The 26,346-nt window shown below is 60.4% G+C and carries 23 protein-coding genes; 8 read left to right on the forward strand and 15 right to left on the reverse strand.

What is annotated here, in order from left to right; genetic code table 11:
- Positions 1-62: 62 nt before the first annotated feature.
- The 7 genes from AB4Z53_RS22620 to AB4Z53_RS22650 form a co-directional block, all read right to left on the reverse strand.
- Complete coding sequence (locus AB4Z53_RS22620; protein WP_275026023.1) at positions 63-728, reverse strand: RraA family protein; 666 nt, start codon at positions 726-728, stop codon at positions 63-65.
- 12 nt (positions 729-740) lie between these two features.
- Complete coding sequence (locus AB4Z53_RS22625) at positions 741-1,562, reverse strand: carbon-nitrogen hydrolase family protein (protein WP_441597779.1); 822 nt, start codon at positions 1,560-1,562, stop codon at positions 741-743.
- Positions 1,563-1,589: 27 nt separating this feature from the next.
- The gene (locus AB4Z53_RS22630; RefSeq protein WP_441597780.1) at positions 1,590-2,324 is read right to left on the reverse strand and encodes an HpcH/HpaI aldolase family protein; all 735 of its coding nucleotides are present in this window, start codon (positions 2,322-2,324) and stop codon (positions 1,590-1,592) included.
- A gap of 26 nt (positions 2,325-2,350) precedes the next feature.
- The gene (locus AB4Z53_RS22635) at positions 2,351-3,142 is read right to left on the reverse strand and encodes an ABC transporter permease (protein WP_441597781.1); all 792 of its coding nucleotides are present in this window, start codon (positions 3,140-3,142) and stop codon (positions 2,351-2,353) included.
- Positions 3,143-3,156: 14 nt separating this feature from the next.
- Positions 3,157-4,047, reverse strand: coding sequence for an ABC transporter permease (locus AB4Z53_RS22640; protein WP_441597782.1), 891 nt, complete (start codon positions 4,045-4,047; stop codon positions 3,157-3,159).
- 3 nt (positions 4,048-4,050) lie between these two features.
- Positions 4,051-5,184 carry an ABC transporter ATP-binding protein gene (locus tag AB4Z53_RS22645; RefSeq protein WP_441597783.1) on the reverse strand — a complete coding sequence of 378 codons (1,134 nt, stop codon included), beginning with the start codon at positions 5,182-5,184 and terminating at the stop codon, positions 4,051-4,053.
- A 161-nt stretch (positions 5,185-5,345) separates the two neighbouring features.
- Positions 5,346-6,410 carry an extracellular solute-binding protein gene (locus tag AB4Z53_RS22650; protein WP_441597784.1) on the reverse strand — a complete coding sequence of 355 codons (1,065 nt, stop codon included), beginning with the start codon at positions 6,408-6,410 and terminating at the stop codon, positions 5,346-5,348.
- A 392-nt stretch (positions 6,411-6,802) separates the two neighbouring features.
- Between AB4Z53_RS22650 and AB4Z53_RS22655 the strand changes: the two genes are divergently transcribed.
- From AB4Z53_RS22655 to AB4Z53_RS22665, 3 genes are all read left to right on the forward strand, one after another.
- A complete protein-coding gene (locus AB4Z53_RS22655; protein WP_441597785.1) occupies positions 6,803-7,537 on the forward strand; it encodes an SDR family NAD(P)-dependent oxidoreductase in 735 nt (244 codons plus the stop codon).
- Between the two features lie 167 nt (positions 7,538-7,704).
- The gene (locus tag AB4Z53_RS22660; protein ID WP_441597786.1) at positions 7,705-8,784 is read left to right on the forward strand and encodes a phosphotransferase; all 1,080 of its coding nucleotides are present in this window, start codon (positions 7,705-7,707) and stop codon (positions 8,782-8,784) included.
- A gap of 32 nt (positions 8,785-8,816) precedes the next feature.
- Positions 8,817-10,130 (forward strand): aspartate aminotransferase family protein, encoded by a 1,314-nt coding sequence (locus tag AB4Z53_RS22665; protein WP_441597893.1) that lies wholly within the window; start codon positions 8,817-8,819, stop codon positions 10,128-10,130.
- A 376-nt stretch (positions 10,131-10,506) separates the two neighbouring features.
- Here the strand turns inward: AB4Z53_RS22665 and AB4Z53_RS22670 are convergent, their stop codons facing one another.
- The 8 genes from AB4Z53_RS22670 to AB4Z53_RS22705 all read right to left on the reverse strand — a co-directional run bounded on the left by AB4Z53_RS22670 (position 10,507) and on the right by AB4Z53_RS22705 (position 19,661).
- Positions 10,507-11,427 (reverse strand): LysR family transcriptional regulator, encoded by a 921-nt coding sequence (locus AB4Z53_RS22670; protein ID WP_441597787.1) that lies wholly within the window; start codon positions 11,425-11,427, stop codon positions 10,507-10,509.
- Positions 11,428-11,484: 57 nt separating this feature from the next.
- A complete protein-coding gene (locus tag AB4Z53_RS22675) occupies positions 11,485-13,017 on the reverse strand; it encodes an ABC transporter ATP-binding protein (RefSeq protein ID WP_441597788.1) in 1,533 nt (510 codons plus the stop codon).
- A gap of 5 nt (positions 13,018-13,022) precedes the next feature.
- On the reverse strand, positions 13,023-13,955 hold the full coding sequence (locus AB4Z53_RS22680; protein WP_441597789.1) for an ABC transporter permease: 933 nt from the start codon (positions 13,953-13,955) through the stop codon (positions 13,023-13,025).
- Positions 13,956-14,030: 75 nt separating this feature from the next.
- Positions 14,031-15,092 (reverse strand): ABC transporter permease, encoded by a 1,062-nt coding sequence (locus AB4Z53_RS22685; protein WP_441597790.1) that lies wholly within the window; start codon positions 15,090-15,092, stop codon positions 14,031-14,033.
- 106 nt (positions 15,093-15,198) lie between these two features.
- Positions 15,199-16,188: a BMP family protein gene (locus tag AB4Z53_RS22690; protein ID WP_441597791.1), complete on the reverse strand. Its 990-nt coding sequence runs from the start codon at positions 16,186-16,188 to the stop codon at positions 15,199-15,201.
- A 54-nt stretch (positions 16,189-16,242) separates the two neighbouring features.
- Positions 16,243-17,538, reverse strand: a complete 1,296-nt coding sequence (locus tag AB4Z53_RS22695; protein WP_441597792.1) for an amidohydrolase family protein — start codon at positions 17,536-17,538, stop codon at positions 16,243-16,245.
- 220 nt (positions 17,539-17,758) lie between these two features.
- On the reverse strand, positions 17,759-18,547 hold the full coding sequence (locus AB4Z53_RS22700) for an aldolase (RefSeq protein WP_441597793.1): 789 nt from the start codon (positions 18,545-18,547) through the stop codon (positions 17,759-17,761).
- Positions 18,548-18,764: 217 nt separating this feature from the next.
- The gene (locus AB4Z53_RS22705; protein ID WP_441597794.1) at positions 18,765-19,661 is read right to left on the reverse strand and encodes a LysR family transcriptional regulator; all 897 of its coding nucleotides are present in this window, start codon (positions 19,659-19,661) and stop codon (positions 18,765-18,767) included.
- Between the two features lie 162 nt (positions 19,662-19,823).
- Between AB4Z53_RS22705 and AB4Z53_RS22710 the strand changes: the two genes are divergently transcribed.
- The 5 genes from AB4Z53_RS22710 to AB4Z53_RS22730 all read left to right on the forward strand — a co-directional run bounded on the left by AB4Z53_RS22710 (position 19,824) and on the right by AB4Z53_RS22730 (position 26,054).
- Complete coding sequence (locus tag AB4Z53_RS22710; protein WP_441597795.1) at positions 19,824-21,215, forward strand: nucleobase:cation symporter-2 family protein; 1,392 nt, start codon at positions 19,824-19,826, stop codon at positions 21,213-21,215.
- A 63-nt stretch (positions 21,216-21,278) separates the two neighbouring features.
- Positions 21,279-22,142 carry an FAD binding domain-containing protein gene (locus AB4Z53_RS22715; RefSeq protein ID WP_441597796.1) on the forward strand — a complete coding sequence of 288 codons (864 nt, stop codon included), beginning with the start codon at positions 21,279-21,281 and terminating at the stop codon, positions 22,140-22,142.
- On the forward strand, positions 22,139-22,621 hold the full coding sequence (locus tag AB4Z53_RS22720; protein WP_441597797.1) for a (2Fe-2S)-binding protein: 483 nt from the start codon (positions 22,139-22,141) through the stop codon (positions 22,619-22,621). Before AB4Z53_RS22715 ends, AB4Z53_RS22720 begins: the two co-directional genes overlap by 4 nt.
- Positions 22,618-24,924, forward strand: coding sequence for a xanthine dehydrogenase family protein molybdopterin-binding subunit (locus AB4Z53_RS22725; protein ID WP_441597798.1), 2,307 nt, complete (start codon positions 22,618-22,620; stop codon positions 24,922-24,924). The genes AB4Z53_RS22720 and AB4Z53_RS22725 overlap by 4 nt, the downstream gene beginning before the upstream one ends.
- Positions 24,921-26,054: a CobW family GTP-binding protein gene (locus tag AB4Z53_RS22730; RefSeq protein WP_441597799.1), complete on the forward strand. Its 1,134-nt coding sequence runs from the start codon at positions 24,921-24,923 to the stop codon at positions 26,052-26,054. Before AB4Z53_RS22725 ends, AB4Z53_RS22730 begins: the two co-directional genes overlap by 4 nt.
- The last annotated feature ends 292 nt before the right edge of the window (positions 26,055-26,346 follow it).

Consider the following 26,346-nt stretch of genomic DNA (forward strand, 5'->3'; position numbering starts at 1 on the left):
ATTTCACACGCATTGGAAAAAGTCCGGACGGAAAACGCCCGGACCTTGGTGTCTTGATCGTGTCAGGCGAGCTTGGCCAGGACCTTGGCGCTCGCTCCGGTCATTTCGCCGAGTTTCTGAACCTTGTCGCGAACGCTGGCTTCACGTTTCTTGCCCGATTCTTGTCGTTTCAGTGCCTCCTCTGACACAGCCCGGACCTCATCCCGCGGGATGACCAGCACGCCACTTTCATCCGCAAGGATGGCATCGCCCGGCATAACCACGGCGCCACCGCAACTGATCGGAATGTTGAAGCCGCCCCCGAGATCGTAGAGGCGTGTGGTGATTGGCGAGAGGCCGCGCGACCACATCGGAAAATCAGATTCCTGAATTTCAGTGAGGTCGGTGCAAGGCCCGTCAACGATACCTGCAACTGCACCCGCCGCCTTGGCGGCAACAGTGACCCCACCGCCCCAGCACGCATATTTGTCATCGCCCAAACGATCGACAACCAGGATGTCGCCTGGACGCAACTGGCCGGTGGCATGGTGAAGAAGGGTGGAGTCCGGCCCGGCTATGGCGAGCGTCACGGCCGTTCCGACCACGCGGCGGCCAGGAAGAAGCGGCTGGATCTGCCGGTCCATGAAACCGAGCAGGCGCCAGTGGCCGACGGTTGCCGTCTCAACGCCACTGAGGACGTCGAGATCGTCCTGGGGTATCTGTTCCGGCATGTCTTTGATGACGTACATGGTGATATCTCCTTAGGCGCAGGCGAGGCGGCGGTGCTGTGTCATAGGGATGAGGTTGCGCACGCGCTTGATCTCTTTGGCGTCGATGCGTGCAGTGACAAAGCCGACCGGATCCGACGCGCGGGCAATCGTGTGCCCCCAGGGATCGCAGACCAGCGAGTGCCCATAGCAGGCGCGCTTCTCACCGTTGACCGTCACGCTGCCGGTCTGGCCGCAAGCAACGAAATAGGTCTGGGTTTCGATGGCGCGGGCGCGGGCCAGAACCTCCCAGTGGTCCTTTCCTGTCTGCAGCGTAAAGGCGGCGGGTAGCACGATGATATCGCAGCCGGCCTTTTCAAGCTGCAGGAAGAGTTCGAAGAAACGGATGTCGTAGCAGATGGCGCAACCGATTTTCATGCCGTCAATCTCGTAGGTGACGATGTCTTCGCCCGGCTTGACGGTGGCCGATTCCTTGTAGGCGGTGCCATCCGGCGCAACGATGTCGAACATATGGATCTTGCGGTAAGCGGCGACTTCCTTGCCTTCGCGGTCGAACACAAAAGAGGTGTTGTAGATGCGGTTCTCGCCCTCAACTTTTTCCATGATCGTACCGGCATGGACAAAGACCTTGTTCTTGCGGGCGAAATCCTGTGCCATCGTGTACGCGGCGCCGCCGGCAGGTTCTGCCAGCGCAAGCTTCTCTTCGGTCGTCGTGCCGTAGACTTCGAAATATTCCGGTAGCACGATGAGGTCTGGCTGGTCCGTCTTCATCGCTTCGGCCATCAGATCTTGGGCGATCTTCAGATTGGCGTCCCGGTCATTTTGCGGGTTGGTTTGGATAAGGCTGATTTTCATGGCTTTTTCTCCGAATGTCGGTCGCGATCAGGCGACGATCTTTTCCTGCTTCAGTGCGTTGATGGTGGACATGATGCCGGCGCGCAGCGCCATGTTTTGGGTGGCGACGACCAGCAATTCGGCATCTTCCTCAAGCGCAAAGGTCCGTTCTGCCGGCGTCCAGGCGGGCATGATCCAGGTCTTGCCGGCCTCCCGGGCCGCTTTGGCGATCCGGGAGAGATCCTTGCGATCCTCGTCGTTGAAGGCGTAGGCGCCGCGGCCACGGGCAAGCGCCAGGTCAGACGGGCCTGGGAAGAGGCCGTCGACGGTGTCGAGCGCTATGATCTTCTCGACGTCGGCAAGGCTCTCTGCCGTCTCGATCATGGCGTAACACCTGGTGCGCCTGTTTTCTCTTTCGAAGGCATCCGACGACGGGCGGGCGTAGCCGAACACCCGGCCACCGGCATAGGATCGGATGCCGAGCAGCGGATACTTCGCCGCCTTGGTGACCTCACGGGCGTGCTCAACACCCAAGATGTGTGGGAGGATCACGCCGTCCGAGCCGAAATCCAGCGCCTGCTGGATGGCTTCGGTGGTCGGTGCAATCACCTTGGTCAGAGCCGGGATGCCAAGTGATTTGGAAAAGGCCAGAAACTGGTCGAGCGTTGCGAGATCGAAGGTGCCGTGCTCAAGTTCGATGACAAGCTGGCTGACGCCGCATGTCTTTGCGATTTCCAGGAAGCCGAAATGCGGCTGTGACATCCAGAGCGCGATATTATCCATTTCAGTAGTCTCCATTTCAAAAGTCGTTACTTGCCGATGGTCCTGGAAAGGCCAAGCGTGCGTTCGATGACGAAAATGATGAGAAGGGTGGCTGCGACGAGAACGACGGACACGGCGGCTGTCATGGGGTCGGTCTGGCTTTCGACATAGTCGAATATCTCCACCGGCAGGGTCCGCAGACGTGGCCCGGTGATGAACAGGGAGATGACAACCTCGTCGAAGGACAGCAGAAAGGAGAGAGCGGCACTTGCGATGAAGCCGGGCATCATTAGAGGCAAAGTGATGCGGCGCACGACGGTGAACGGTGCTGCACCCAGCATGGTGGCCGCATCCTCGACCGATGGGGGAAGGGTCGAAAACGCCGTCAGCATGATCCGGATCACGTAAGGCGTGGTGATGATCAAGTGGGCTATGATGAGCCCAGTGTAAGTACCAAGCAGACGTGCCTGGACGAAGACCAGAAGAATGGCGAGGCCAAGCACGATCGAGGGTAAGAGCAGCGGTGCCGTGAACAGGTTCAAGAGCAATTCGCGGCCGGCGAAACGCCGGCGGCGAATGGCAAATGCGGCAGGCACGCCGGCCGCAAGGCTAAGCACGGTGACCGTGACTGCGATCGTAAGACTGATCCACAGTGCATTGATGAAGCCGCTATGGGAGAACATGGCCCCATACCAGCGAAACCCCCAACTCTCCGGCGGGAAAGTGATGTAGCTGTCATTGCTGAAGGACAGCGGCAGCACAATCAGGATAGGAGCAAGCAGGAAGAGATAGATTGAGGCGACGAGGAGCCGGAAGGCTGTGCTCATTTGGCCGATCATGTCAGTGTTACTCCTTAATCGAAGCGCTTGACGACGCGGGAATAGACCGCAAGCGCAATGCCAAAGATGATGAGCACGATGACGGAGATTGCAGCGGCGGTCGGCCATTCGAGCTGGATGACGGCTTGGTCGTAGATCTCTGTCGCAAGCAGGAAGACCCGCCCGCCCCCCAGCAGCTTCGGGGTGATGAACGAGCTGATCGAAAGGACGAAGCAGAGCAGGCAGCCAAGTGCGATGCCGGGCGCCGTCAGCGGCAGGATCACCCGACGGAATCGCGTCCAGCTATTGGCGCCGAGTGAGGCCGCAGCTTCCTCGTAGACATTCTCGAGACGGCCGAAACCGGCGATCAACGATAGTGCCATGTAGGGAATGAGGACTTCGACCATGCCGATGAAGACCCCAAGCGTGTTGTTGGTCAAACGCAAGGGGCTGTCGATGATCCCAGACGACATCAGTATGCCGTTAACGACACCCTGGTCGCCGAGAATGACCATCCAGCCGTAAGTGCGCACCACGCTGCTGACGAGCAGAGGAGACACGGTGATGACGAACAGCATGTTGCGCCACTTTGGTGAAACGCGATGCAGGAACAACGCGATCGGATAAGCGCAGCACAGCGTGACCAGCGTCACTCCAAAGCCGAGCAAAAGCGAGTTGGAGACCAGTTCGATGCTGAAACTGTCGGTGAAGAAATTGGCGTAGTTTTCGAGCGTGTAGTTGTTGGTCAGCACGCCGCCGCTTCGGCTTTCGATGAAAGAGATCATGCCCAGCCTGATCACGGGCAGGATGAAGGCAATGAAGTTGATGACCGCCATCGGCAGAAGCAGCGCGATCAAGAGGAAGCAAGACTTCTTCCGGCGAGAAGGTGCATGGGCAATTGCTATGGGTGAGGTGATAGCTGCCATGGTTCAGCTCCCGAAAACCTGCATGTCCTGCGGCTTCCACTCGCACAGAAGCTTTTCCCCGCTCTGAAAGCTGTGGCCGGCGCTTGCGGTGTGCACTTCCGTGGTCAGCACATTGCCGCCGATGTCGATGTCGTATTGTACGACGTCACCGATGTAGGTGACGCGCACGACCCTGCCGTGGGTGGAATTGGTGGCGATGCTGATCAGGCTGCGGTCGCGGCTGGGTGTCAGGCTGATCCGATGAGGGCGGATGGCAGCCTTCGCTTTGCCAGACGTCAGATTGCGCGTGTTGCAAGGATAGACGGAAGCGCCGATGCGGACGCGGTCGAGGGCTTCGATCTCGCAGTCAAGAACGTTGGTACGACCGACGAAATCGGCGACGAAAAGGTCGGCAGGACGCTCATAGATATCTTCTGGCGTCCCGAGCTGGGCGAGCTTGCCGCGATGCATGACGCCGACGAGATCGCACATGGTCAGCGCTTCCACCTGGTCGTGGGTAACGAATACGGTGGTGATCTGCAAACGCTGCTGGATTTCACGGATCTCGATGCGCATGTCGTCGCGCAGCTTGGCATCGAGGTTGGAAAGCGGCTCGTCCAGAAGCAGGAGGCGCGGTCGGATTACCAGGGCGCGGGCAAGCGCCACGCGCTGCTGTTGCCCGCCAGACATTTCCTTCGGCTTGCGGTCGCCAAAGCCGGGTAGCCTCACCATTTCCAGCGCTTCCTCAACGCGGTGGCGCGCCTCGCGGCGCGAAACGCCACGCATATCCAGCCCAAAGGCGACGTTTTGCGCCACGGTCATATGCGGAAAGAGTGCGTAGTTCTGGAAAACGAGACCGATATCGCGCTTGTGTGGCGGTTCGTGAGAAATGTCGTCGCCGTCGACCGCGATGTTGCCCTTGGTTATGTCAAGCAGGCCGGCGATCATGCGCAGCGTTGTGGACTTGCCGCAACCGGACGGGCCGAGCAGGCCGAGTAGCTTGCCCTTCGGCACCTCGATGTCGAGGTCGTCGACAGCCATGTAGTCGACGCCGTAGCGTTTGGTGACGCCTTTGAGCTTGAGAAATGTCTGGTCGCCGGCTGAACCAGTAACGGGATCATTGGCCTGTGCATCGTGGCGCAGTTCTTGAATGTGCATATCTTCACCATGTGCGAATTGAGGTCGGCCTGCGTGACGGAAATCCGTTCCCGTCACGACGGCGCGCGTTCGCTGCCACGCGTCAATGACGCATGCTGCAGGGGGTGACCTGTCCTATGAGATCGCTTGGTTCCGGGCTGGTCCGACCCGGATGCCAGCGCTTAGCGGCCGGCGGGGATTATCTTGCGGCGCCACGGCTGCAGGATGTCGTCGCGCATTTCGCCGATCGTCATCCAGTCGACGGCGATGAGTTTTCCGCGTTGAGCCGGATCCAACATCGGAATGCGCTTGGCGGTGGCTTCATCCACTTCGGCTTTGCTGTTGGTCGGCGCGTAGAACATGGCTTTGGCAAAGGCTGCCTGTGCCTCCGGACCGATGGCGTAGTTTATGAAGGTCTGCGTCGCTTCAGTTTCGGACGCCTTTTCGATTGCGCTGATGACGTTGATCTGCGAGGCAGTACCTTCGGTCGGGCCGACCGAGTTCACACGACCTTCGGTCTGGTCGAAATAGAACTGGGAACGGGCATTCCAGCCGATCGAAACTGTCGCGGTACCGTTGGCCACGAGCGTATAGGCGTCGGGCTTCGGTTCCCACGTTTGTACACGCGGTGCGAGTTCGACGAGTTTGTCGACACCGGGGTCGATGGTATCCTTATAGTCTTCCTGGCCTGCAAGGCGATTGGCGATGATCGTCAGAAGGATCGCCTGGATATCGCCGCCGCCCTGTGCCGGCAAAACGACCTTCCCGTCCTGCTTTTCATCCCAGAGAGTTTCCCAGCTGGTTGGCGCCGCTGGAAATGCCTTGCTGTTGTAGATCAGCGTCAGCGTATCGTAGGTGAGGGGAATGGCAGATCCCCCAAGATCCTTGCCGAGATCGTAGACGTCGGCGTAATTCGGGATCTTTGCCGTGTCGAGTTCGGCGACAAGACCTTCCTCCTTGGCGATCTTGGCGACAGACAGGTCATAGATGACCGCATTGACTTGTGGCGCGTCGCGTTGTGCACGCATGTTGCCGAGAGAGGTGGCTGCGTTCTGGACACCATAGTAGTTCACTTTGATATCGGGATGGATCTTCATGAAGGGTTGCACGACCGCCTTCAGGTAGTTTTCTTCAAACGGGCCGCGGTAGCCCATAACGGTGATTTCCGCGGCGCTTGCGTAAGCTCCCGACAGCATAGTCGCTGCGAAAAGCGTAGCGGAAAGGACTTTCATGGAATTGCGTTTCATATCGGTATTCCCCTTTCGCCTTTAGGCTTTGCTTGTTGTTGAGCAGACGATATGCAGCCCTCCAAAAGGGGTCCAACGACTAAATTCTATCGATTGTTCAAGAATTCTTTTTAAGGCCGACATAGTTGCCTTCGATTGATTTGTACTCAGAATAAGTACGATCATGTCATCTCATTCTGCCTTTGGCTGGCAATTTTGGTTTTTGCAGAAAATAATTCCCCAATTGACCCGCATTCGGGGCGGGTTGATAGACACGCAATGCGCGTGCGATGTCATCCATGCGCCCCTTTGACGTGCATCTGTTCGGAGCAGCTCCAAGAAAATTGTTGAGTAGACGATGTGGCCCGATAGCATGAGGACATCAGTGTTGATTGCCGCATTCGGAGTGTCTTATGACCATCAACTATATGCTTCTTACAGGTGCCAGCCGCGGCATTGGTCATGCAACTGTGAAGCTTTTCCAGGAGAATGGCTGGAGGATATTGACGGTATCGCGCCAGCCATTTTCTGAAGAATGCCGCTGGCCCTCCGCGCGTGATAGCCACATTCAGGCGGATCTTGAGAATCTGGAAGGCATTGACAGTCTGGCTGCGGCGGTGCGCGAGCGTCTGCCAGACGGCAAGTTGGCTGCGCTCGTCAACAACGCCGGCATCTCGCCGAAGGGGCCCGGAGGATCGCGTCTTGGCGTCGTTGACACTGATGCTTCCACCTGGTCGCGCGTCCTCAACGTAAACGTTGTCTCGACGGCGTTGCTGGCGCGTGCGTTGCTGCCGGAGCTGAAAGCGGCGCAGGGTTCGATTGTGAACGTCACGTCGATCGTCGGCTCGCGCGTCCATCCATTCGCAGGCGTGGCGTATGCCGCGTCGAAAGCGGCACTGGCGGCGCTGACGCGCGAACTCGCCCACGAATTCGGGCCGCTCGGCATCCGTGCCAACGCGATCGCGCCGGGAGAGATCGACACCGCCATCCTGTCACCCGGAACCGAGGACCTCGTAAAGTCTCAAGTGCCGTTGAACCGACTGGGCACGACACGCGAAGTGGCGCAAACGATTTACTTCCTGTGCACCCAAGCTTCGTCTTACATCAACGGTGCGGAGATTCACATCAACGGCGGTCAGCACGTCTGATTGCAGCAAATCGACCGGTTGGACAACGCCCGTGCATCGCCCGCATTTCCGGTGCGCAGGCGCCAATATGTTGCCACCCTTAATGCGACCCTTGCGCCCTGCCCATTCACTAGCGACTTCGTGCGCCAGTGCCGGATGCGCGCGACAGGCAAGAAAAGTGAAACGCGATGTCGGCAAAGACGACGAATGCTGCTGTGCGCATGCTTGGTGCCGAACTGGAGACAAGCGCGATTGCGGTGCCTCCCGATCAGGCAGAGCGCATCGCCCGTGATCATTACGGGCTCCGTGGCAAGGCCGAATGGCTGTGGGGAGAAAAGGACAGCAATTATCGCCTGACGCTTGAGGACGGGACCGCCTATCTCCTCAAAGTCCTCAATCCGGCGGAGGATCCTCTCGTCACCAGCATGCACAGCGAGGCACTCTTGCATGTTCAAGCAATGGACCCGGGCATTCCCGTCCAGCGTATCATCCGAACCCGTGACGGGGCCGCCGATTTCCGTTTTGACGCCGATGATGGTGGCACCCGTGGTGTGCGAATGGTCACTTTCGTCCCGGGGATCGCGCAGCGCACCGCGCTGAATTCTGCGCTGCAGCGCAGGAAGGTCGGCGCTTTGCTCGGGCGGATGCAGAAGGCGCTGAAGAGTTTTACACACGCGGCCGCATCGCACAGGATAACCTGGGATATGAAACATGCCGGCGGCATGCGCGACCTGATGCCGGCATTCGCGGATCCATTCGAGAGGGCGAGGCTCGAAAGGGCGATCGACGAATTCGAGGCGCAGATCATCCCCGTGATGCACTCACTGCCGGCGCAGGTCATCCACAACGATTTCAACATGGAGAACATCCTGGTCGACCCGGCGCGACCACAGGACATAACCGGCATCATCGACTTCGGCGACATGGTCCATGCTCCCATTCTCTTCGACGTGGGCGTCGCAGCCGCCTACCAGATTGGCGCCGAGAATGACCCGGTGCAGGCGATGTGCGACCTGGTCGGGGGATATTGCGACGAATGTGTACTTTCTGAAGCGGAAATCGCACTCGTCTACACTGCGGCGGTGATGCGACTGGTGATGCGGCTCGCGATCCCTCAGTGGCGGGCGCGGCTGTTTCCCGAGCATGCTGCGCGCTTCACCATCCGTAGTGCCAGCGTTTGGGCGCAGCTTGCGCGCCTTGATGCCATTCCGAAGGAAAGCGCAATCGAACGACTGTGTGCGGCCAATCGACAAGGATCAAGAACATGAACAAGTCCCTTACCTGCGGGCCTGCTGCCTCCATGGTCAACGGCTTTGATGCCTCCCGACTGGACAGCCTTCCGGCGCGTGAGCGAAATCTAGTCGAACGACGCCAGACACTGCTTGGACCGTCCTATCGGTTGTTCTACGACACGCCGGTCCATATCGTCCGGGCTGAAGGGGTCTGGCTTTATGGCCCCGACGGTGAGGCGTATCTCGATGCCTATAACAACGTGCCGTCGGTTGGGCACTGCCATCCGCATGTGGTCGATGCCATCGCCCGGCAGGCCGCCCAACTCAATACGCACACCCGCTATCTCAGCGAGCAAATTCTCGACTATTCCGAGCGGCTGCTTGCAACGTTTCCGAGCGAGCTCGATCGCGTGATGTATACCTGTACCGGTAGCGAGGCAGTGGATTTGGCGCTGCGTCTTGCGCGGTATTACACCGGAGGGACCGGTGTAATCATCACGGAAAATGCCTATCATGGTGTCACGACGGCCGCTGCGGAAATTTCCCCGTCTCTCGGGCCGAACATGCCGCTCGGGCAACATGTCTTTACGGTGCCCGCACCCGATGCTCGCCGTACCGATGGACGCAATGTTGGCAGCGCGCTAGCCGAAGATGTATCCAAAGCAATTGCCTTCATGAGACGCCGCGGCATTGCGCCTGCCGCCTTCATCGCTGACGGCATCTTTTCAACGGACGGTATCTTCTCCGATCCTCCCGGTTTCCTGAAGCCAGTCGTCGACGTCCTCAATGCGGCGGGCGCCCTTTACATCGCGGACGAAGTGCAGCCTGGTTTCGGACGCATGGGCTCTCATATGTGGGGGTTTATGCGCCATGGCATTGTTCCTGACGTTGTCGTCATGGGTAAGCCGATGGGCAACGGGATGCCGATCGCTGCCGCCGTCATGAAGTCCAAGATCCAGGCTCGCTTCGGGCAGGACATTCGCTACTTCAACACCTTCGGCGCCAATAACGTCTCGATCGCTGCTGCTTCGGCGGTACTCGACGTCATCGAGGGTGAAGAACTCATGCGCAATGCTGAGGATTCCGGTGCGCACTTGCTTGCCGGCATGCAGCGTCTCCAGGACGACTTCGCCTCGATCGGCGATGTCCGGGGATGCGGTTTGTTTCTCGGTATGGAGTTCGTGACGGATCGTGCAAGCCGCGAGCCAGATGCCCAATTGTCACTCAAGGTCGTCAACGGCCTGAGAGATCGCCGCGTGCTAATCAGCGCGACAGGAAAACATGGCAATATCCTTAAAATCAGGCCGCCTCTGCCATTCTCCAGAGAGAACGCCAACGTCTTCCTTACTACATTGAAGGATGTACTTTCCGAGATCGGATAAAGCTCTGGCCCCGATAATCAGCTTCCGGGCGATCTGTATGGGTAAGTATGTCTGTGGCGATCTTTCGTGTGCCTCCTCGCAGAGCGGTGATGAGAGCCCGAAGCCTTCACGCGTTGCTCGCTGGTGAGGCGAATAGGGTACGCGTCTTAAAAACTGGGTCGATCCACCCCGGGTCGGCCAAAGGAGCGAGCTCGATTTCGAATGGTTCGATCTCGCCTGCCACAGATCGCGGCGCCTTGCGTGGAGGCCAACATTCGATCCCCGCCCTTCCCATCTGTTCGCGCGCGTCCTTGCGGTGAATACGGTCACTATTCGCCGAAAAAAATGCGGAGAACTCACTCGCAAGCTGCGTTCGTCAGGCCCGACCCTCGCCTCTCTAGTCGGTGACGCCTTGCAAAAAGTCCGTTCGTTCGGCTGCGCTCGCAACGAACACCGCCTTCAGGCGTTCAGCGGCAGGCGAAAGGCTGTGTTGACGGCGCTGCAACAGGGAAACGTCGCGCATGACGAGGGGCTCGACCAGGTCGACGGTCGTGACACGCACGGCGGAGGCGAGCTGGCTGGAGTTTTCCGGCAATACCGCGACCCCCATGCCCGCGGCGATCATGCTGATTGCGGTCGTTGAGAAACGCACTTCGTATTTTGGCCGGAAGTTTGGAACGACACGGATCAGGTTGTGCTCGACGATGTTGCGCAGAGGGTTGGCGGCGGCCAGCGTGATGAGGGTTTCCCCCTGCAGTTCCGCCCAGCGCACCGATTTGCGCTTGGCAAAGCGGTGATCCTCCCGGCAGACCAGCATCAGCTTGTCGCGCAGCAACGGGGTTGCGGTGATCTCCGGATCCTCCTGTGACAGCGTCCCGACGGCAATGTCGACCTCGTTGCGCTTGAGCGCGGGGGTGATCTGTTCCTCCGGCATGTCGCGGATGTTGACGGAGATCTCCGGGTACATGCGTAAGAACCGCGCGATGATCGGCGGCACGATGGTGGCGGCAAGAACGATCGCCGCAGCGATCGTCACCTGGCCGCGCTTCAAGGAAGCGTTGTCACGCACGTCCCCGACCGCAAGCTCCAGGTCCTTGAGGATCTTTCGTGCCTGCGGCAGAAACTCCTCCCCGACGAGGGTAAGGGAGACCATGCGCGTGTGTCTGTCGAAGAGGCGCACCCCGATCTCCGATTCCAGGTCGCGGATAAGAATACTGACCGCAGACTGGGTAAGATGGAGGTTGCGTGCGGCCAGATTGAACTGGCCGAGCTCGGCGACCGCTATGAAGGCCCTGAGTTGCCGCAGGGTTATGTTCATCGATGCGCGGCCTCCTGTTGTCGAACTTTCATCAAAGCCTGCCGCGTCTACTCTTGTCTACCCCGCAAGTGCTGGTTGCTCTTTGTTGCCGGCCATCAGCAGGCCGAGTTCGTCCAGGCGGCTGCGGTCCGGCGGCAATTCGCCAAGAATTTCGCCGTGAAACATCACGAGTATGCGATCGCAGATCGCAAAGAGCTCCTCAAGTTCGGTGGAAATCAAGAGGATGGCCCGGCCGTTGTCGCGTTGCTTCAACATCTCCTCCATCACGAACTCCATCGCGCCGATGTCAATACCGCGGGCAAGCTGGTTGACGAGGATGAAATCCGGATTGCGCGCCAGTTCGCGCGCGACCACCAGCTTTTGCTGGTTGCCGCCCGACAGGGCACCGATCGGCTGGTCTTCGTCTCGACATTTCACGCGGAAACGCTTGATGAGATCGCGGGTCTGTTCGCCGATTGCCCGTCGGTTCAGCATGCCGCGGGTCGCGAAGGGTTTCTGGTCATAGCGCTGGAGAATGGTGTTCTCGCTGAGCGATAGCGGCATCACGATCCCATGTTTGTGCCGGTCCTCGGGAATGTGGGAGAAGCGCCTGGCATTGATGCGGGCGGGGTCGAGGCCTGTGATGTCTTCGCCATTGAGCATCACGCGGCCGGATTCGATCGGCAAAAGACCGGAAAGCCCGAGCGAAAGCTCCGTCTGACCATTGCCGGACACACCTGCGATCCCGACGATTTCGCCAGCGCGCACATTGAGACTGACGCCGCGCACGGCGGGCAGGCCAGCCTCGCCGCGGCAGACGAGATTTTCAACCGAAAGCACGATGCGACCGGGAGACGAGGGGCTTCGCGGCAGTTCCATGCGGACGTCGCGGCCGACCATCATGCGGGCAAGGTCACGCGCATTGGTCTCGCGCGCATCGATCGTGTGCACGACGCGGCCGTCGCGCATGACGCTGATGCGATTGCTGACGCGCATCACCTCGTCGAGCTTGTGCGAGATAAAGACGACGGTCTTGCCGTCCTTCACGAGGTCACCCATGAGGCACAGCAGTCGGTCGGTCTCCTGCGGCGTAAGAACGGCGGTCGGTTCATCGAGGATCAGCAGATCGACACCGTGGAACAGGGCCTTGAGGATTTCGACGCGCTGCTGCTCGCCGACCGAAAGATCCTCAATGCGCGCCTCGGGGCGCACGTCGAGCGCATAGCGGTCTGAAAGGGCGCGGATTGTCTCGTGCACCTTGTTCATGTCGTTGATGACGCCAAGCGCCGAGCCCTGGCCGAGGATGTAGTTTTCCGCCACCGTCAGGTTGTGCACCAGCATGAAGTGCTGATGCACCATGCCGATGCGCTGGCGGATCGCTTCCCGAGGGCTGTTGAAGCGCACGGATTGACCCTTGTAGACGATCTCGCCCTCATCGGGGCGTACCATGCCGCAGATCATGCTCATCAGCACGCTCTTGCCCGCGCCGTTTTCGCCGAGCAGCGAATGGATCTCGCCCTCTGTAATTTCCAGTGACACGCCGTCGCTCGCCACAATGGAACCGAAGCGCTTGCGGATATTATCGATGCGCAGGAAAGGAAGCTTGGACATATCCGTTACCTCATCTCGTAGGGCTGGCCGAGTTTGCTCGGTGCGGAGCCCCTGCCGCGGACGACGACGAGCGTGATGATCGTCATGACGTATGGAAGTGCCTGCAGCACCTGGTACGGCACGACGATCGATGCCTGCGCCTGGAGCATGAGCTGCAGCGCATAAAAGAGGCCGAAGAGCAGGGAGACGAAGAAGGCCCCGGTCGGCGACCAGCGCGCGAAAACGACCACTGCAAGCGCGATGAAGCCGCGGCCGGAGGTTATGCCTTCGACAAATTGATTGGAGTGGCCAAGCGTCAGGAACGCGCCTCCAAGTCCGGCAAGGCCGGTGCCGACCATCACCGCCGCATAGCGGTAGCCAGTTACACTTCTGCCGGCGACGTCCACGGCCTTGGGATGTTCGCCGACCGCTCGAAGGGTAAGGCCGAAGGAGGTGCGGTAAAGCACCAGCGCGGCAAGGACTGTGACGAGGATCGTCGAATAGACGATGAGGTTTTGCCGAAAGAACGCTTCCCCGAGGAAAGGCAGATCGCTGAGGAAGGGGATGCGGACGGGTTGTGCGATTTCGATGCCTTTGCCGGTCGAGACGTAGTAGGTGCGAAAGAGGAAGCCGGTAAGGCCCATGCCAAGCAGGTTCAAAGCCGCACCCACGACGATCTGATCCGCCTTGATGGTGATCGTCAGGAAGGCGAAGATCAGCCCGAACAGCATGCCGCCGGCGATACCTGCTGAGAGCCCAAGGGGAATGTTGCCGGTCGCGGACGCAGCGGCGAAGCCGCAAAACGCACCCATCAGCATCGTACCCTCGAGGCCGATATTGAGCACGCCTGCCCGTTCGGAAAAGACCTCTCCGATCGAGGCGAATATGAGCGGTGTCGCAAGCCTCCAGGCGGCGCCGACAAGCGTCGCGAGAAATGTGCCAAACATCATGTCGTCCATATGAGACCCTTCCGGAATGTCGCTAAAGTTTTGTTGTCCCGAAGCGTTCGCGACGCTTGGGGAGTTTCCATGCTTTCAAGCCACTATCCTGAAGAAGTCGCGCAACTTGGCGAAAGCGACGACCGATAGAATGACGATGCCCTGAATGATCAAGACGAGGATCTGCGGGACCTGAGAGTTGATCTGGAGGATTTCCGAACCCGAGCGAAGCGTCGCGAAGAGACCCCCCGACAGGATCGCAGCCAGTGGATTGTTATTGGCCAGCAGCGCCACCGCGATGCCTTCGAAACCATAGCCGGGGGAGATATTCTGATAGAGCCGACGCGTGACGCCCGCCACCTCGAAGGCCCCGGCAAGGCCGGCGAGCGCACCGCTGATGCAAATCGCGATCATGACGTTTCGCGCGACATTCATGCCGGCATAGCGGGCAGCATGCGGATTGACGCCGACGACGCGCAACGCAAATCCCCGGCTGCTCCTTTTGAGGAAGATGGATAGTGCGATCGCCAGGGCCACGGCAACGAGGATGCCGATGTGAAGCCGCATGTCCGTGACGATGCGGGGCGTCCAGGCCTCACGAACGAGCTTTGCGGATTGGGGGTAGGCGGCACTTGCATCGCGCATCGGACCGGTGACGAGGTAGCTCGTCATGATGAGGGCAATGTAGTTGAGCATGATCGTGGTAACGATCTCGCTCGCCTGAAAGCGCACCTTGAGATAGCCCGCGATGCCGGCCCAGGCGGCGCCTGCAAGGGCGCCCGCCAGCATCACGAGCGGCGCGTGCACCCAGACAGACAGACCGTCGATGCTGGTGCCGACGAAGGTGGCGGCGATCGCTCCGACATAGAGTTGACCTTCGGCGCCGATATTCCAGATCGAACAGCGGAAGGCGACGCAAAGACCTGCGCCGATCAGGATCAGCGGCGTCGCCTTCAGAAGAATCTCTCCGACCGATCGCATGTCCTGGAAGGAGCCGAAGATCATGACGGTGACGACATCGCTGCCGTTGAAGCCGTTCAGCCAGAGCAGGGCAGCGCCGCAGGCAAGCGCGACGAGGACCGCTGCCAGAGGTGTCACGGTGCTGATCGCAGCCTGCGAGAGCGAGCGGTAGAATGCTTGGGTTGCTTGAGAATTCACGGTCTCACGCACTCCCTGGTTTACCTGTGCCATGGGTGGGGTCCGGATGTTGTTGTGATGCGGAAGGATGTGTTGCGGCCGGTAAGCCGGCCGCAACCGCAATCGGCTATTGCCCGCCGGTCTTGATTTGCCCGGCGGCGATCTTGGCGCTGATTGCCGTCACCTCGGCTTGGATATCTGCCGGTACCGAGACCGGACCATCCTCTCGGAAGGTGAAAGAGATGACCTTGGGGTCCTTCAGGCCGAAGACCACGTTTTCCTTCGGCGGATTGCCGTCCTTGATCGAGCGCACCACCTCGACCACGCCTTGCGCATAGTCGGCGACGTAGAGGCCGAGGATGTTGTTGGGCGCAACCTCGGTGAAGTCGCTGAAGATCGAGAAGGAGCGCACGTTGGGACCCGATTCTGCGATCGCCTGATAGCCGCCGACCGTCGCACCCGAGGCGTTCGGAACCACGAAGTCAGCACCTTGGGCGATCATGCTCAAGGCCGCTTCCTTGGCAGCGGTCGTGTCGGTGAAGTTGCCGATATAGGCTTCGCTGATCGGGAAATCCGGGTTGATGCTTCTTGCACCATTCTTGAAGCCTGCGAACGCCTGCTGGATTGGAGGGATCTCCATGCCGCCGACAAGACCGGCCTTGCCGCCCATTTTGGCGGCAATGACGCCCATCAGGTAGAAGGGCTGGCTGGTATCGGTGTTGAGGCCGATGACGTTGCCTTCGTGGATGGCGCTGGAAGAGATTAGGAAGTAGGTGTCCGGATAGTCCTCGGCCACGTCGAGTGCTGCATCCTGGAATTCGAAGCCATGTCCGAGGATGACCTTGTAGCCCTGGCTCGCATAGTCGCGAAACGCCTTCTCAAACGATGCCGGGTTCTGCTGCAACTCGACATAGCTGACCTTGGCGCCGAGCTGTTCCTCGACGCCTTTCAGCGCATTGTAGCCGATCCGGTTCCATCCCTCTTCCGAAACGCTGCCGGGGACCAGAAGACCCATCTTGAAATCTTCAGCGCGTGCAAAGTCCTGGCAGAGCGATCCGGCAAGAGCCAGCCCGAGAGTTGATGCAAGCAGCGAACGACGTGAAATTGCGGTGTTCATTTCATTCCTCCCATTAGATTGAAGTTCCAATCCCCCCGGAGCAGCCGTTCCCTTTTATGCGTTCTCCTTCAGGCGGATGTTTTCTGTGATGCTCTGCGAAACCAGCCGCCCGTTCGAAAAGACGAAGGCACGGTCGGGTCCGCCGGCAACCAGCGTGTCGGTATCGACGCAGTCGCTGATGACGAAATCGGCGCGGGCACCGGCCTTGAGTCCGTAGTCCCGGCCAAGGCCCATCAGGCGGGCTGGCGCGGTTGTGATCATCTTGTGCGCGGCGGCGAGTTCGTCGCCACGCAGATGTCCGGCAAGCAGCGTCCAACGCGCGATTTCCAGCATGTCCCCCGAACCGGTCGGAACGAACGGGTCCTGGATGTTGTCCGAGGCGGTGGCGATGGTAACGCCGGCGCGATGCAATTCGGCCACGCGCGTCAGTCCGCGCGGGGGCAGCATTTCGTAGTCGCGGCCCTGCAGGTAGAGATTTGCCGCCGGCAGCGTCACGACGCCCACATCAAGGGCGAGCAGCCGTTCGGCGATGCGCTGGAATTCACGACGGGGCAGGGCGCTCAGCACCGAAACATGGCTGAAGACCGTGCGGCCCTGCATGCCGAAGCGCTCGACCCGTTCAAGGGCGGCGTCCAGAAGCTGGACACCGGCATTGAGGTGTTCGTCAAGGTGCAGGTCGACCGGCTTTCCGGCCTCCACTGCGGCGGAAAACAAGATGTCGAGATAACGCGGCGGGTCCTCCGAGACGGCGGGTGTTCCACCGACCGCGTCGGCGAGCGCCACGGCGCCGCCTATATTCTTCTCAAGCCAATCGAAATCCTGACCGGGATGCGGCGTCATGAACGCGACGAGCTGCAGGGTGATGCGGTCTCTATTTGCGCTACGGATGCCCGCCAGGGTCTCGATACCGTGGAAGCCTGCATCCTTATCGACATTGATATGGCTGCGGACCGCGGTCGTGCCGCGTGAAAGACAGCGCTCGATCGTGCGGGTCGCGCGCCTGTGAATGTCGTCAGGGCCGGCGGTGCGAGCATATTTCGCGAATGCTTCGCGAGCGCCCTGGAGCGTGCCCGACGGATTGGGCGTGAAGCGAAGCACGCCTGTCTTGTCGAGATGCTGATGCGCATCGACGAAGCCCGGTGAAACGAGCATGCCCGTGATGTCCACGCGGACGCTTGAGGAACTGGTGTCGAGAAAGGGCTCGGCGATGGTGATGCGCCCATCGGCGCCTACGATAATGTCGCTTGGCGACTGCGAACCGTCGTCATGAACGACGGTTCCGCCGGTAAGAGCAAAGGGCTGGCCGGCCGTCAGGCTTTTGAGCGACGCCGCTGGATTGTCACGTACCATTCGTCCCCACCTTCTTTGTTATGGCGAGAAACTAAGCATGGGCGATTAATTCAAACAAATTCATTATTTCAATTGTTTGATAAATTATTCATAATAATTGCCGGCGATTGTCTTTCTTTGCGGCATGTATCGTCGCTGTAAAAAGCGAGTATAATCAATGGATTATACGTCGACTAGAGTCGGTGCGCATCGCCGCCGCGCTATGGTACGCCGCAGGAGGTCAGTGCCTGTATTGAGGCTCTTCGGCATCCAGTTGCCGGCGGATGGCGGCAAGATGGGCTTTAGCAGACTGGGGATCGCCTTCGCGCATCTGCCGGTACGCGGCCTCGGCAATTGCCTGGTCGACCGGCGAAACTTTCCTGCCCGTCGACATGGCGAGAACCTGCACCTCGGCTGCTCTTTCGAGGTAGTAGAGATCGTCCCACGCCTCGGCGATCGTGGGCGCCAGCACCAAGACGCCATGGTGCTTCAAGAAAACGACGTCCGCATCGCCTGCCGCCTCGGCAATGCGTGCACCCTCGCGGTGATCAAGTGCCAGCCCGTTGTAATGTTCGTCGACGGCCGTGCGGCCGTAGAATTTGAGTGCGGTCTGGCCTGCCCAGATCAGCGGCGGGCCGTCCGTCATCGAAAGCGCCGTTGCATAGGGCATGTGCGTGTGGAAGGCGACCTTCGCGCGCGGCAGCAGCCGGTGGATCTCGGCGTGGATATAGAAGGCCGTTGCCTCCGGTTCGCCCTCGCCATCGACAACGGTGCCGTTCAAATCGCACACGAGCAGCTTTGAAGCCGTTAGTTCGCGAAAGGCATAGCCATAGGGATTGACGATGAAGAGCGTGTCATGGCCGGGGACGACCGCGGAGAAGTGATTGCAGATCCCTTCCTCGAAACCGTTGCGTGCCGCCATGCGGAAACAGGCGGCGAGGTCTTCCTTCGCGGTGCGGATGGCATCGCTGGAAAGGTCGGGATAGTTCGTCCGCGCGGCGTCGGCACGGCCTTTCAGGGAGTGCGCCATCGTTATTGCTCCTGGACTGGCGTGGATGGGGGCGGCGGTTGGCCAAAGGCGTCTTGGACGCCGGCATCCGCGCACAGGGTCAAGCCGCTGCGCCCTGCCTGCCCGCGGTTGCGCGGTCCAGCAGCGCCACCAGATAACGCTGGAATTTGAGCGCGGTCAATCGGAGCGACTGGCCGATGCCGGACCTGAGTTCTGAACCCATATCGGCCTGAAAGCCTCAATGAACCGATTTTACAAGAAAGTCGCGAAACCGTCGGGCGGCAGGCGACAGCGAGCGTGCGCGCTTCTGGATCAGGCTGACTTCGCGCTTGATATGCGGCTCGGTCGGTGTGCGCACCACAAGGCCCATGGACGTCGCAAGGCGGGTGACGGCCGACGTCATGATCGCGACCCCGAGACCGCCTTCGACCATGCCGATGATCGTCAGCGGCAATGCGACCTCCTGCATTGCCTTTTCGAATGGCAACACGATGCCATTGCGCGCCAGTTCGTTTTCCAGGCGATCGCGGATCGGGTTGCCGCGCTGTGGACCGATCAGCTTGCGGTCGGCGAGATCCGTCCAGCGGATTTCCGCCAGTCTCAACAGCGGATCATCCGGGTGCAGGACCACGAGGAATTCATCGGTGGTGATCCGCGTGCCCATGAGTTCGGTATCGTCTTCCGGCGCCGTCCCGATGCCGATGTCGACCGAGCCGTTGGCCACCTGTTCCAGGACGGCTTTTTCGGCGACATCGTGCAGTGCGACAGTAATCTCCGGGTAGAGCTTGTTGAAGCCATTGACGAGCTGCGGCAGCATCAGGGCCGCCTGCACCGTTCCAGCCGCGATCGATACCTTGCCGCGCCGCAGCGCGTTCAGTTCGCGCGAGCTCTCCACCATCCCTTCGATGTCTGCCACCGCGCGTGCCGCGACCGGCAGGATGTCCATGCCCGCCTGGGTGAGGCGCAGCAGCCGGGTATGCCGGTCGAAGAGACGCAGATTGAGGTTCTGCTCCAGTTGGCGGACCAACGTACTAACGGCCGATTGCGACGAACCGAGCTTGTCGGCTGCAAGCGTGAACTGGCCGAGATTGGCTACGGTAACGAAGGCCCGAAGCTGCTTTAACGTGATGTCCATGGGAGCTCATTCATTCAATTACTATATGAATAAATATAATTGTGCCGATTGTTAACTGATTTGGCCAGCCGCATGATCCGCGATGTACGGCGTGCGGTGATAACACCATGAGGCCAAGATGCCCCCCACCGCGCCGGAAGCTGTTCGCTGGGAGGAAAGCGAATGTCTAATCCCGATACGACGGATCCTGTCGAAAAGATGTACCCGATCCCGAGCCTGATGGCTCTGGGCCTGCAACACGTACTCGTCATGTATGCCGGAGCGGTGGCCGTGCCGCTGATCGTCGGCAGCGCGCTTCAACTGCCCAAGGAACAAATTGCGATGCTCGTCAGCGCGGACCTGTTCTGTTGTGGCATCGTCACCATCATACAGTCGCTCGGCCTGTGGAATGTCGGCATTCGCCTGCCGATCATGATGGGCATTTCGTTCACCGCCGTGCCGTCCATCATCGCAACGGGTACCAATCCCGACCTCGGCATGCCCGGCGTCATTGGTGCCGTCATCGGCTCCGGTGTGTTTACCATCCTGGCCGCTCCGTTCTTCGGGCGCTGGGTACGCTTCTTCCCGCCCGTCGTCACCGGCACGGTCATGCTGGTGATCGGCCTGTCACTGATGCGGGTCGGCGTGAACTGGGCGGCAGGTGGCCAGCCGATGATCAAGGGGCCGGAGGGAATGATCCCGAACCCGGCCTATGGCGCGCCGTTCGCGCTTGCCGTCGCCGCCATCGTGCTTCTGTCGATCCTGCTCCTTACGCGCGTTCTCAAGGGCTTCCTGTCCAACCTTGCGGTGCTGATCGGCATCGGCATCGGTTTCGCCGTCGCCATTGCCGCCGGCAAGGTGGATTTTCATGGCGTCGCGGATGCGGACTGGGTTCGCATTATCCATCCGCTCGCCTTCGGATGGCCGATCTTCGAGTTCTGGTCAATCTTCTCGCTCTGTGCGGTCATGACGGTCATGATGATTGAATCGACCGGCCAGTTCCTCGCAGTCGGCGATATGGCCGGGCGCAAGATCACCCAGGCCGAACTCACCCGCGGCCTAAGAACCGACGGTGTCGGCAACATTATCGGTGGGCTGCTCAACACCTTCACCTACACGACCTATGCGCAGAATGTCGGCCTGCTGCAGATCACCGGCGTGCTCAGTCGATGGGTGGTGGCGGCGGGTGGTTTCATCCTGATCCTGCTCGGTTCGCTGCCGAAGGTTGCCTTCGTCAGTGCGTCGATCCCGAGCTATGTCGTCGGGGGTGCTGCGATCGTCATGTTCGGCATGGTTTCAGCGACCGGCGTGAAGATCCTGTCCAAGGTGGACTTCGCCGCCAACCGCCGCAATCTCTACATCGTCGCCGTCAGCGTCGGCCTCGCCATGGTGCCTGTTGTCGCCGAAAACATCTTCGTCCAGCTTCCCGCAGCGCTGGAAAAGTTCCTGCACAGCGGCGTGCTCGTCGGAACCTTTGCGGCAGCCCTGCTTAACATCCTGTTCAACGGCGTGCCGGCGAAAGACCCGGACGAGGTCGAGGTCGAAAACAGCGCGCCGGCGCCTGACCCGGCCTGAGAGCCACCAGTCCAGTCCGGCGGCCAATGTGCCGCCGGTGCCCCGAACCCCGCGAGGAATACCATGAGACGCTTCGACTATCATCGGGCGGAAACGCTGGAGCACGCCTCCCGTCTTCTTACCGAACTTGGCGACGACACCTTTCTGTTTAACGGCGGTACGGATCTGCTGGTCGAAATTCGCGAGCGGCTGCGGCGTGTGCGCAACGTCGTCGACATCAAGCAGATCCCCGGCCTGTCCGATATCACCTATGACGAGACGCGCGGGTTGACCTTCGGCGCGCTGGTAAGCGTCGGCCGCCTTGAGCGCCTGCCTCTTGTGCGCGAGCGTTATCCGAACCTTCGCTCTGCGCTCGCTTCGCTCGGCTCCATCCAGGTGCGCAACCGTGCGACCGTTGTTGGCAACGTCTGTCGGGCCTCGCCGTCGGCCGATACCATTCCGCCGCTGATCGCCGATGGCGCTTTCATACACATTTACAGCCGTACCAACATGCGGGTCGTGCCGCTTTCGGAATTCTTCACCGGTGCCGGCAGGACTGTGCTCGAGCGAGGCGAAATCGTCACGGGCATTACGGTTCCGCCGGCCAGCGACAACGCAGGAAAAGCCTATCTCAAGCACGGCCGCCGCAAGGCAATGGAGCTTTCCACCGTCGGCGTTGCCGTCAGCCTCGCCATGGAAGGCAGCGTGTGCAGCAACATCCGCATAGCGCTCGGTGCTGTCGGCGCGACCGTGCTGCGCGCGCCTGAGGCAGAACGCATTCTGCTTGGATCGACACTCGACGCTGCCACGATCAGGTCCGCTGCCCGAAAGGCGATGGAGGAATGCACGCCGATCAGCAACGTCCGCGCCAGCGCCGACTACCGGCTCGATATGGTCGGCGTCCTGACGGGGCGCGCCATCAACCAGGCATTGGAGGCTTTGGCATGAAACGGATAGTCGAATTCACCGTCAACGGCGAGGAACGGGAGATGGCGGTCGAGACCTGCCGCTCGCTGCTCGATGCGCTGCGCGACGACGTCGGCCTCACCGGCACGAAGAAGGGCTGCGATGTCGGCGATTGCGGGGCGTGCACGGTGCTGGTCGATGGCGAGCCCGTCAACGCCTGTCTGATACTCGCGGTCGAAGTGGAGGGCCGTTCGGTGGAGACCGTCGAAGGGCTCCAGCCAGGCGTCGATACGCTGCACCCGCTGCAGGATGCCTTCATGCGTCATGGCGCCTCGCAATGCGGCTTCTGCACACCGGGCATCTTGATGATGGCCAAGAAGCTGATCGACGACAATCCGCGCCCGACCGACGAGGACATCCGCTTCGGTCTTTCCGGCAATATCTGCCGCTGCACCGGCTACACCAAGATTTTCGACGCGATCAAATCCGCCGCGCGCGAGATGGAGGCTGCAAGATCATGAACATGACGACCCCTATCGAACAACGCGATTTCAAGATCGTCGGTAAGAGCGTCAAGCGCGACGACGTGCTCGAAAAGGTGACGGGCGAGGCGCAATATACCGGTGATATCAAGCGGCCCGGCATGCTTCACGGCAAGATCAAGCGCGCGGCCTTGGCCCATGCCCGCATCAAGAGCATCGACGTCAGCAAGGCGCTCGCCTATCCCGGTGTCAAAGCGGTGCTGACGCACGAAAACGTGCCGCGCGTCTTGCATTACGGCTCGCCGCATCCGCGTTCGGCTTCCTGCACCAAGGACCAGTACATCCTCGATGATCACGTGCGTTTCTGGGGCGAGGGCGTCGCCGCAGTCGCGGCGGTCAGCGAGGAGATCGCCGACGAGGCACTCGATCTGATCGAGGTCGAATACGAGCCGCTGCCGGCCGTCTTCGAACCTGAGGATGCCACCCGGCCAGATGCGCCCCTGATCCATGAAGTCGGTCCCGGCGGCAACCTGGTTCTCGATCCGGTACGCGTCAACCGCGGCGATGTCGATGCTGGCTTTGCCGCGGCGGATTTCGTGCTCGAGGGCACCTTTGCCGGTGGACGTCCGCACCCGGCCTATATGGAGCCGAATGTCTGCATTGCCGACTGGGACGGCTCGAACAAGCTCACCTTCTGGACGTCAACGCAGACCTCCTTCATGGTGCGAGGCATCCTTGCCGAAGTGCTCGGCCTGCCGCTCACGAAGGTCCGCGTGCTCGTCGACCACATGGGCGGCGGTTTCGGCGCCAAGCAGGATCTCTTCCAGCACGAGTTCCTTTGCGCCTTGCTTGCCAAGGAGACGCGCCGGCCGGTCAAGATGGAATTCACCCGTCGCGAGACCTTCGTCGCCGGGCGCTCGCGCCATCCCTGCAAGATCTGGCTGAAGCAGGGTTTCAAGAACGACGGCACGCTGGTGGCCCGCGACATGAAGCTCGTCTACGATTCCGGCGCCTACGGCTCGCATGGTCCAGGCGTCACAATCGTCGGCACGACGGCGGCGACCTCGCTCTATCGCTGCGACAACGTGCGGCTGGAGGGGCGCTGTGTCTACACCAACACGCCGATCAACGGCGCTTTCCGCGGCTATGGCGTGGTGCAGAGCTACTATGCCCTCGACATCCAGATGGACGAGGCGGCCGAACGGCTCGGCATGGACCCCGCCGAGCTCAAGCTGAAGAACGTGGTGCGCGAGGGCGACATCGCGCCCTCCGGCCACCCCATCATCGGCCACGGGCTCGAGATCTGCTTGAAGCACGGCATTGACGTGCTCGACTGGAAGGCGTTGCGCAACCGCGATCGCACGCCGGATCCGAAGCGTCCGCACATCCGAACGGGATGGGGGGTCGGTTGCGAAATGCACGGCTCGTCGGCCTATCCGGGCATCAAGGAGCAGGGAAACGCCACGGTTAAGATCAACGAGGACGGCACGGTGACATTGCTCACCGGCGCGGCGGGTCTCGGCACGGGCGCGCATACGGCGCTCGCACAGATCGTCGCTGAAGAACTCGGCGTGCGGTTCGAAGACGTCGGCGTCATTCATGGCGATACCGATGTCGTTCCGTGGGATATCGGAGCCTTCGCAAGCCACACCACTTACCTGGTCGGCACCGCGGCGAAGATGGCTGCAGGCAAGGTCCGCGCCGCCGTGCTCGAGCGCGCTGCGATGAAGCTGCAGCTTGCACCTTCTGACCTTGATCTCTCGGAAGGTCGGGTTTTCGTCCTCACCGAGCCCGATCGCGTCATGACGGTTGCCGAGGCAATGGGGCCTTCTCGAGGAATTCCCGCCGCCAACATCGTTGCCAACGGCACCTATGAGCCGACGAAATCCTACTCCTTCGCCACACATTTCACCGAGGTGGACGTCGACATCGAAACCGGGATCGTCGAGGTCAAGCGTGTCGTGCCGGTGCACGATGTCGGTCGGGTCATCCACCCGATCGCTGCGCAAGGCCAGATTGAGGGTGGTATCCAGCAGGGCATCGGCCACACGCTTACCGAAGACTACGTCATCTGCAAGAAGACCGGCCGGTCGCTGAATGCCGGCCTGGTCGACTACAAGATGCCGCTCTCGATGGACATGCCGGATATCGAAACGATCATTCTGGAAGCCGCGCCCGATCCAGGTGGTCCCTGGGGCGCCAAGGGCGTCGGTGAGGATCCGATCATCGCCATCGGCCCCTCGATCGCCAACGCGATCCATGACGCCGTCGGCGTGCGCTTCCACCACTATCCGATTACTCCGGAAGATATTCTGAAAGCCTTGAGGGAGAAGGGCGAATGAACATCCATATCGAACCTGCGAGCCGGCAGAAGCTCCCGATCACGATCCTCACGGGGTTCCTTGGGTCGGGAAAGACGACGCTGCTCAATTACATCCTGACTGAACGCCACGGTCATCGCATCGCCGTCATTGAAAACGAGTACGGCGAGGTCGACGTCGACAGCGATCTGGTGCTCGCCTCCGACGAGGAAATCTTCCAGATGCAGAACGGCTGCATCTGCTGTTTCGTCGACGTGCGCAATGATCTGATCGACGTGATGAAGAAGCTCTTGAGCCACAAGGACAAGTTCGATCACATCATCGTCGAGACGTCCGGTCTCGCCGATCCGACGCCCGTGGCCACGGCCTTCTTCGTCGACCGCAACGTGGCGGAAGAAGTGGAGCTCGATGCGGTGGTCACGCTGGTCGATGCCAAGCATATCGACCAGCATCTTTACGATCCCGTCCTCGATGGCAGCGACAACCAGGCGGTCAACCAGATCGTCGCGGCTGACCGTATCATCGTCAACAAGATCGACCTGGCAGAAGACGAGGCGCTGGGGTCGCTGGAGGGTTCGTTGCGCAAGCTCAACCAGACAGCGCCGATCCTCAGATCCAGCTATGGCAAGGTCGACCTTTCCAACATTCTCGGCGTGAACGGCTTCCGGCCGTCCTATGTGCGCGAGCGGGCAGAAATCCTCGATATCGACCTGGATGACGATCGCGATGCGCATGGTCATCACCATCACGAATGCCATGATGCGGCGTGCGAACATCCGGATCACGATCACGCCCGTCATGCCCATGATCATGGCCATCGCCACGCGTCAGCTCTCAAACCGCACCGGCATGACGCGACCGTAACGTCGCATTCCTTCGTCTACCCGGAGGCTTTCGACGCTGAGAAACTCGCCGCCTTCCTTGAAGGTTACCTGGACAAACACGGCAACGACATTTTCCGCACCAAGGGCATCGTTTCGGTCGCCAATGACGATCGCTTCTTCGTGCTTCAGGCGGTGCACAAGCTCGTCGATTTCCGCCCTGACCACGCATGGGGCGAAGACAGGCGGAAATCGAAATTCGTTTTCATTGGCCGCAATCTCGACCGTATCGGTATCGACAGAAACTTGCGTGCATGCCTGGTGCCATAGCAGCGATTCTCCACGCCGGACGGTGCCTTCGTAAGTCTTTCTGTCTGAGCCGCCCGCGCACCTCCAGCGCGGGCGGTTGCTGCCGCTTCAGCGTAAAATATAAAATAAAAACAATAGCTTAGTAAAAATAATCTGTTGACACGGCGCTTCCGTCGAGGTTAGCTTGAAGCCGAGTAGAAGCACCGACAATTGCTCACCGTCTGTTGGAAGATGAGGCTGCGATGTCGATGCTGATCACACAAGGAACACCCGGTTGCCCCGCCCAGGGAGCTTATGCGCCGGCCCGTTCTCT

Source organism: Ensifer sp. 2TAB8 (assembly GCF_052115125.1).
In the GTDB taxonomy this organism is placed as follows: Bacteria; Pseudomonadota; Alphaproteobacteria; order Rhizobiales; family Rhizobiaceae; genus Ensifer.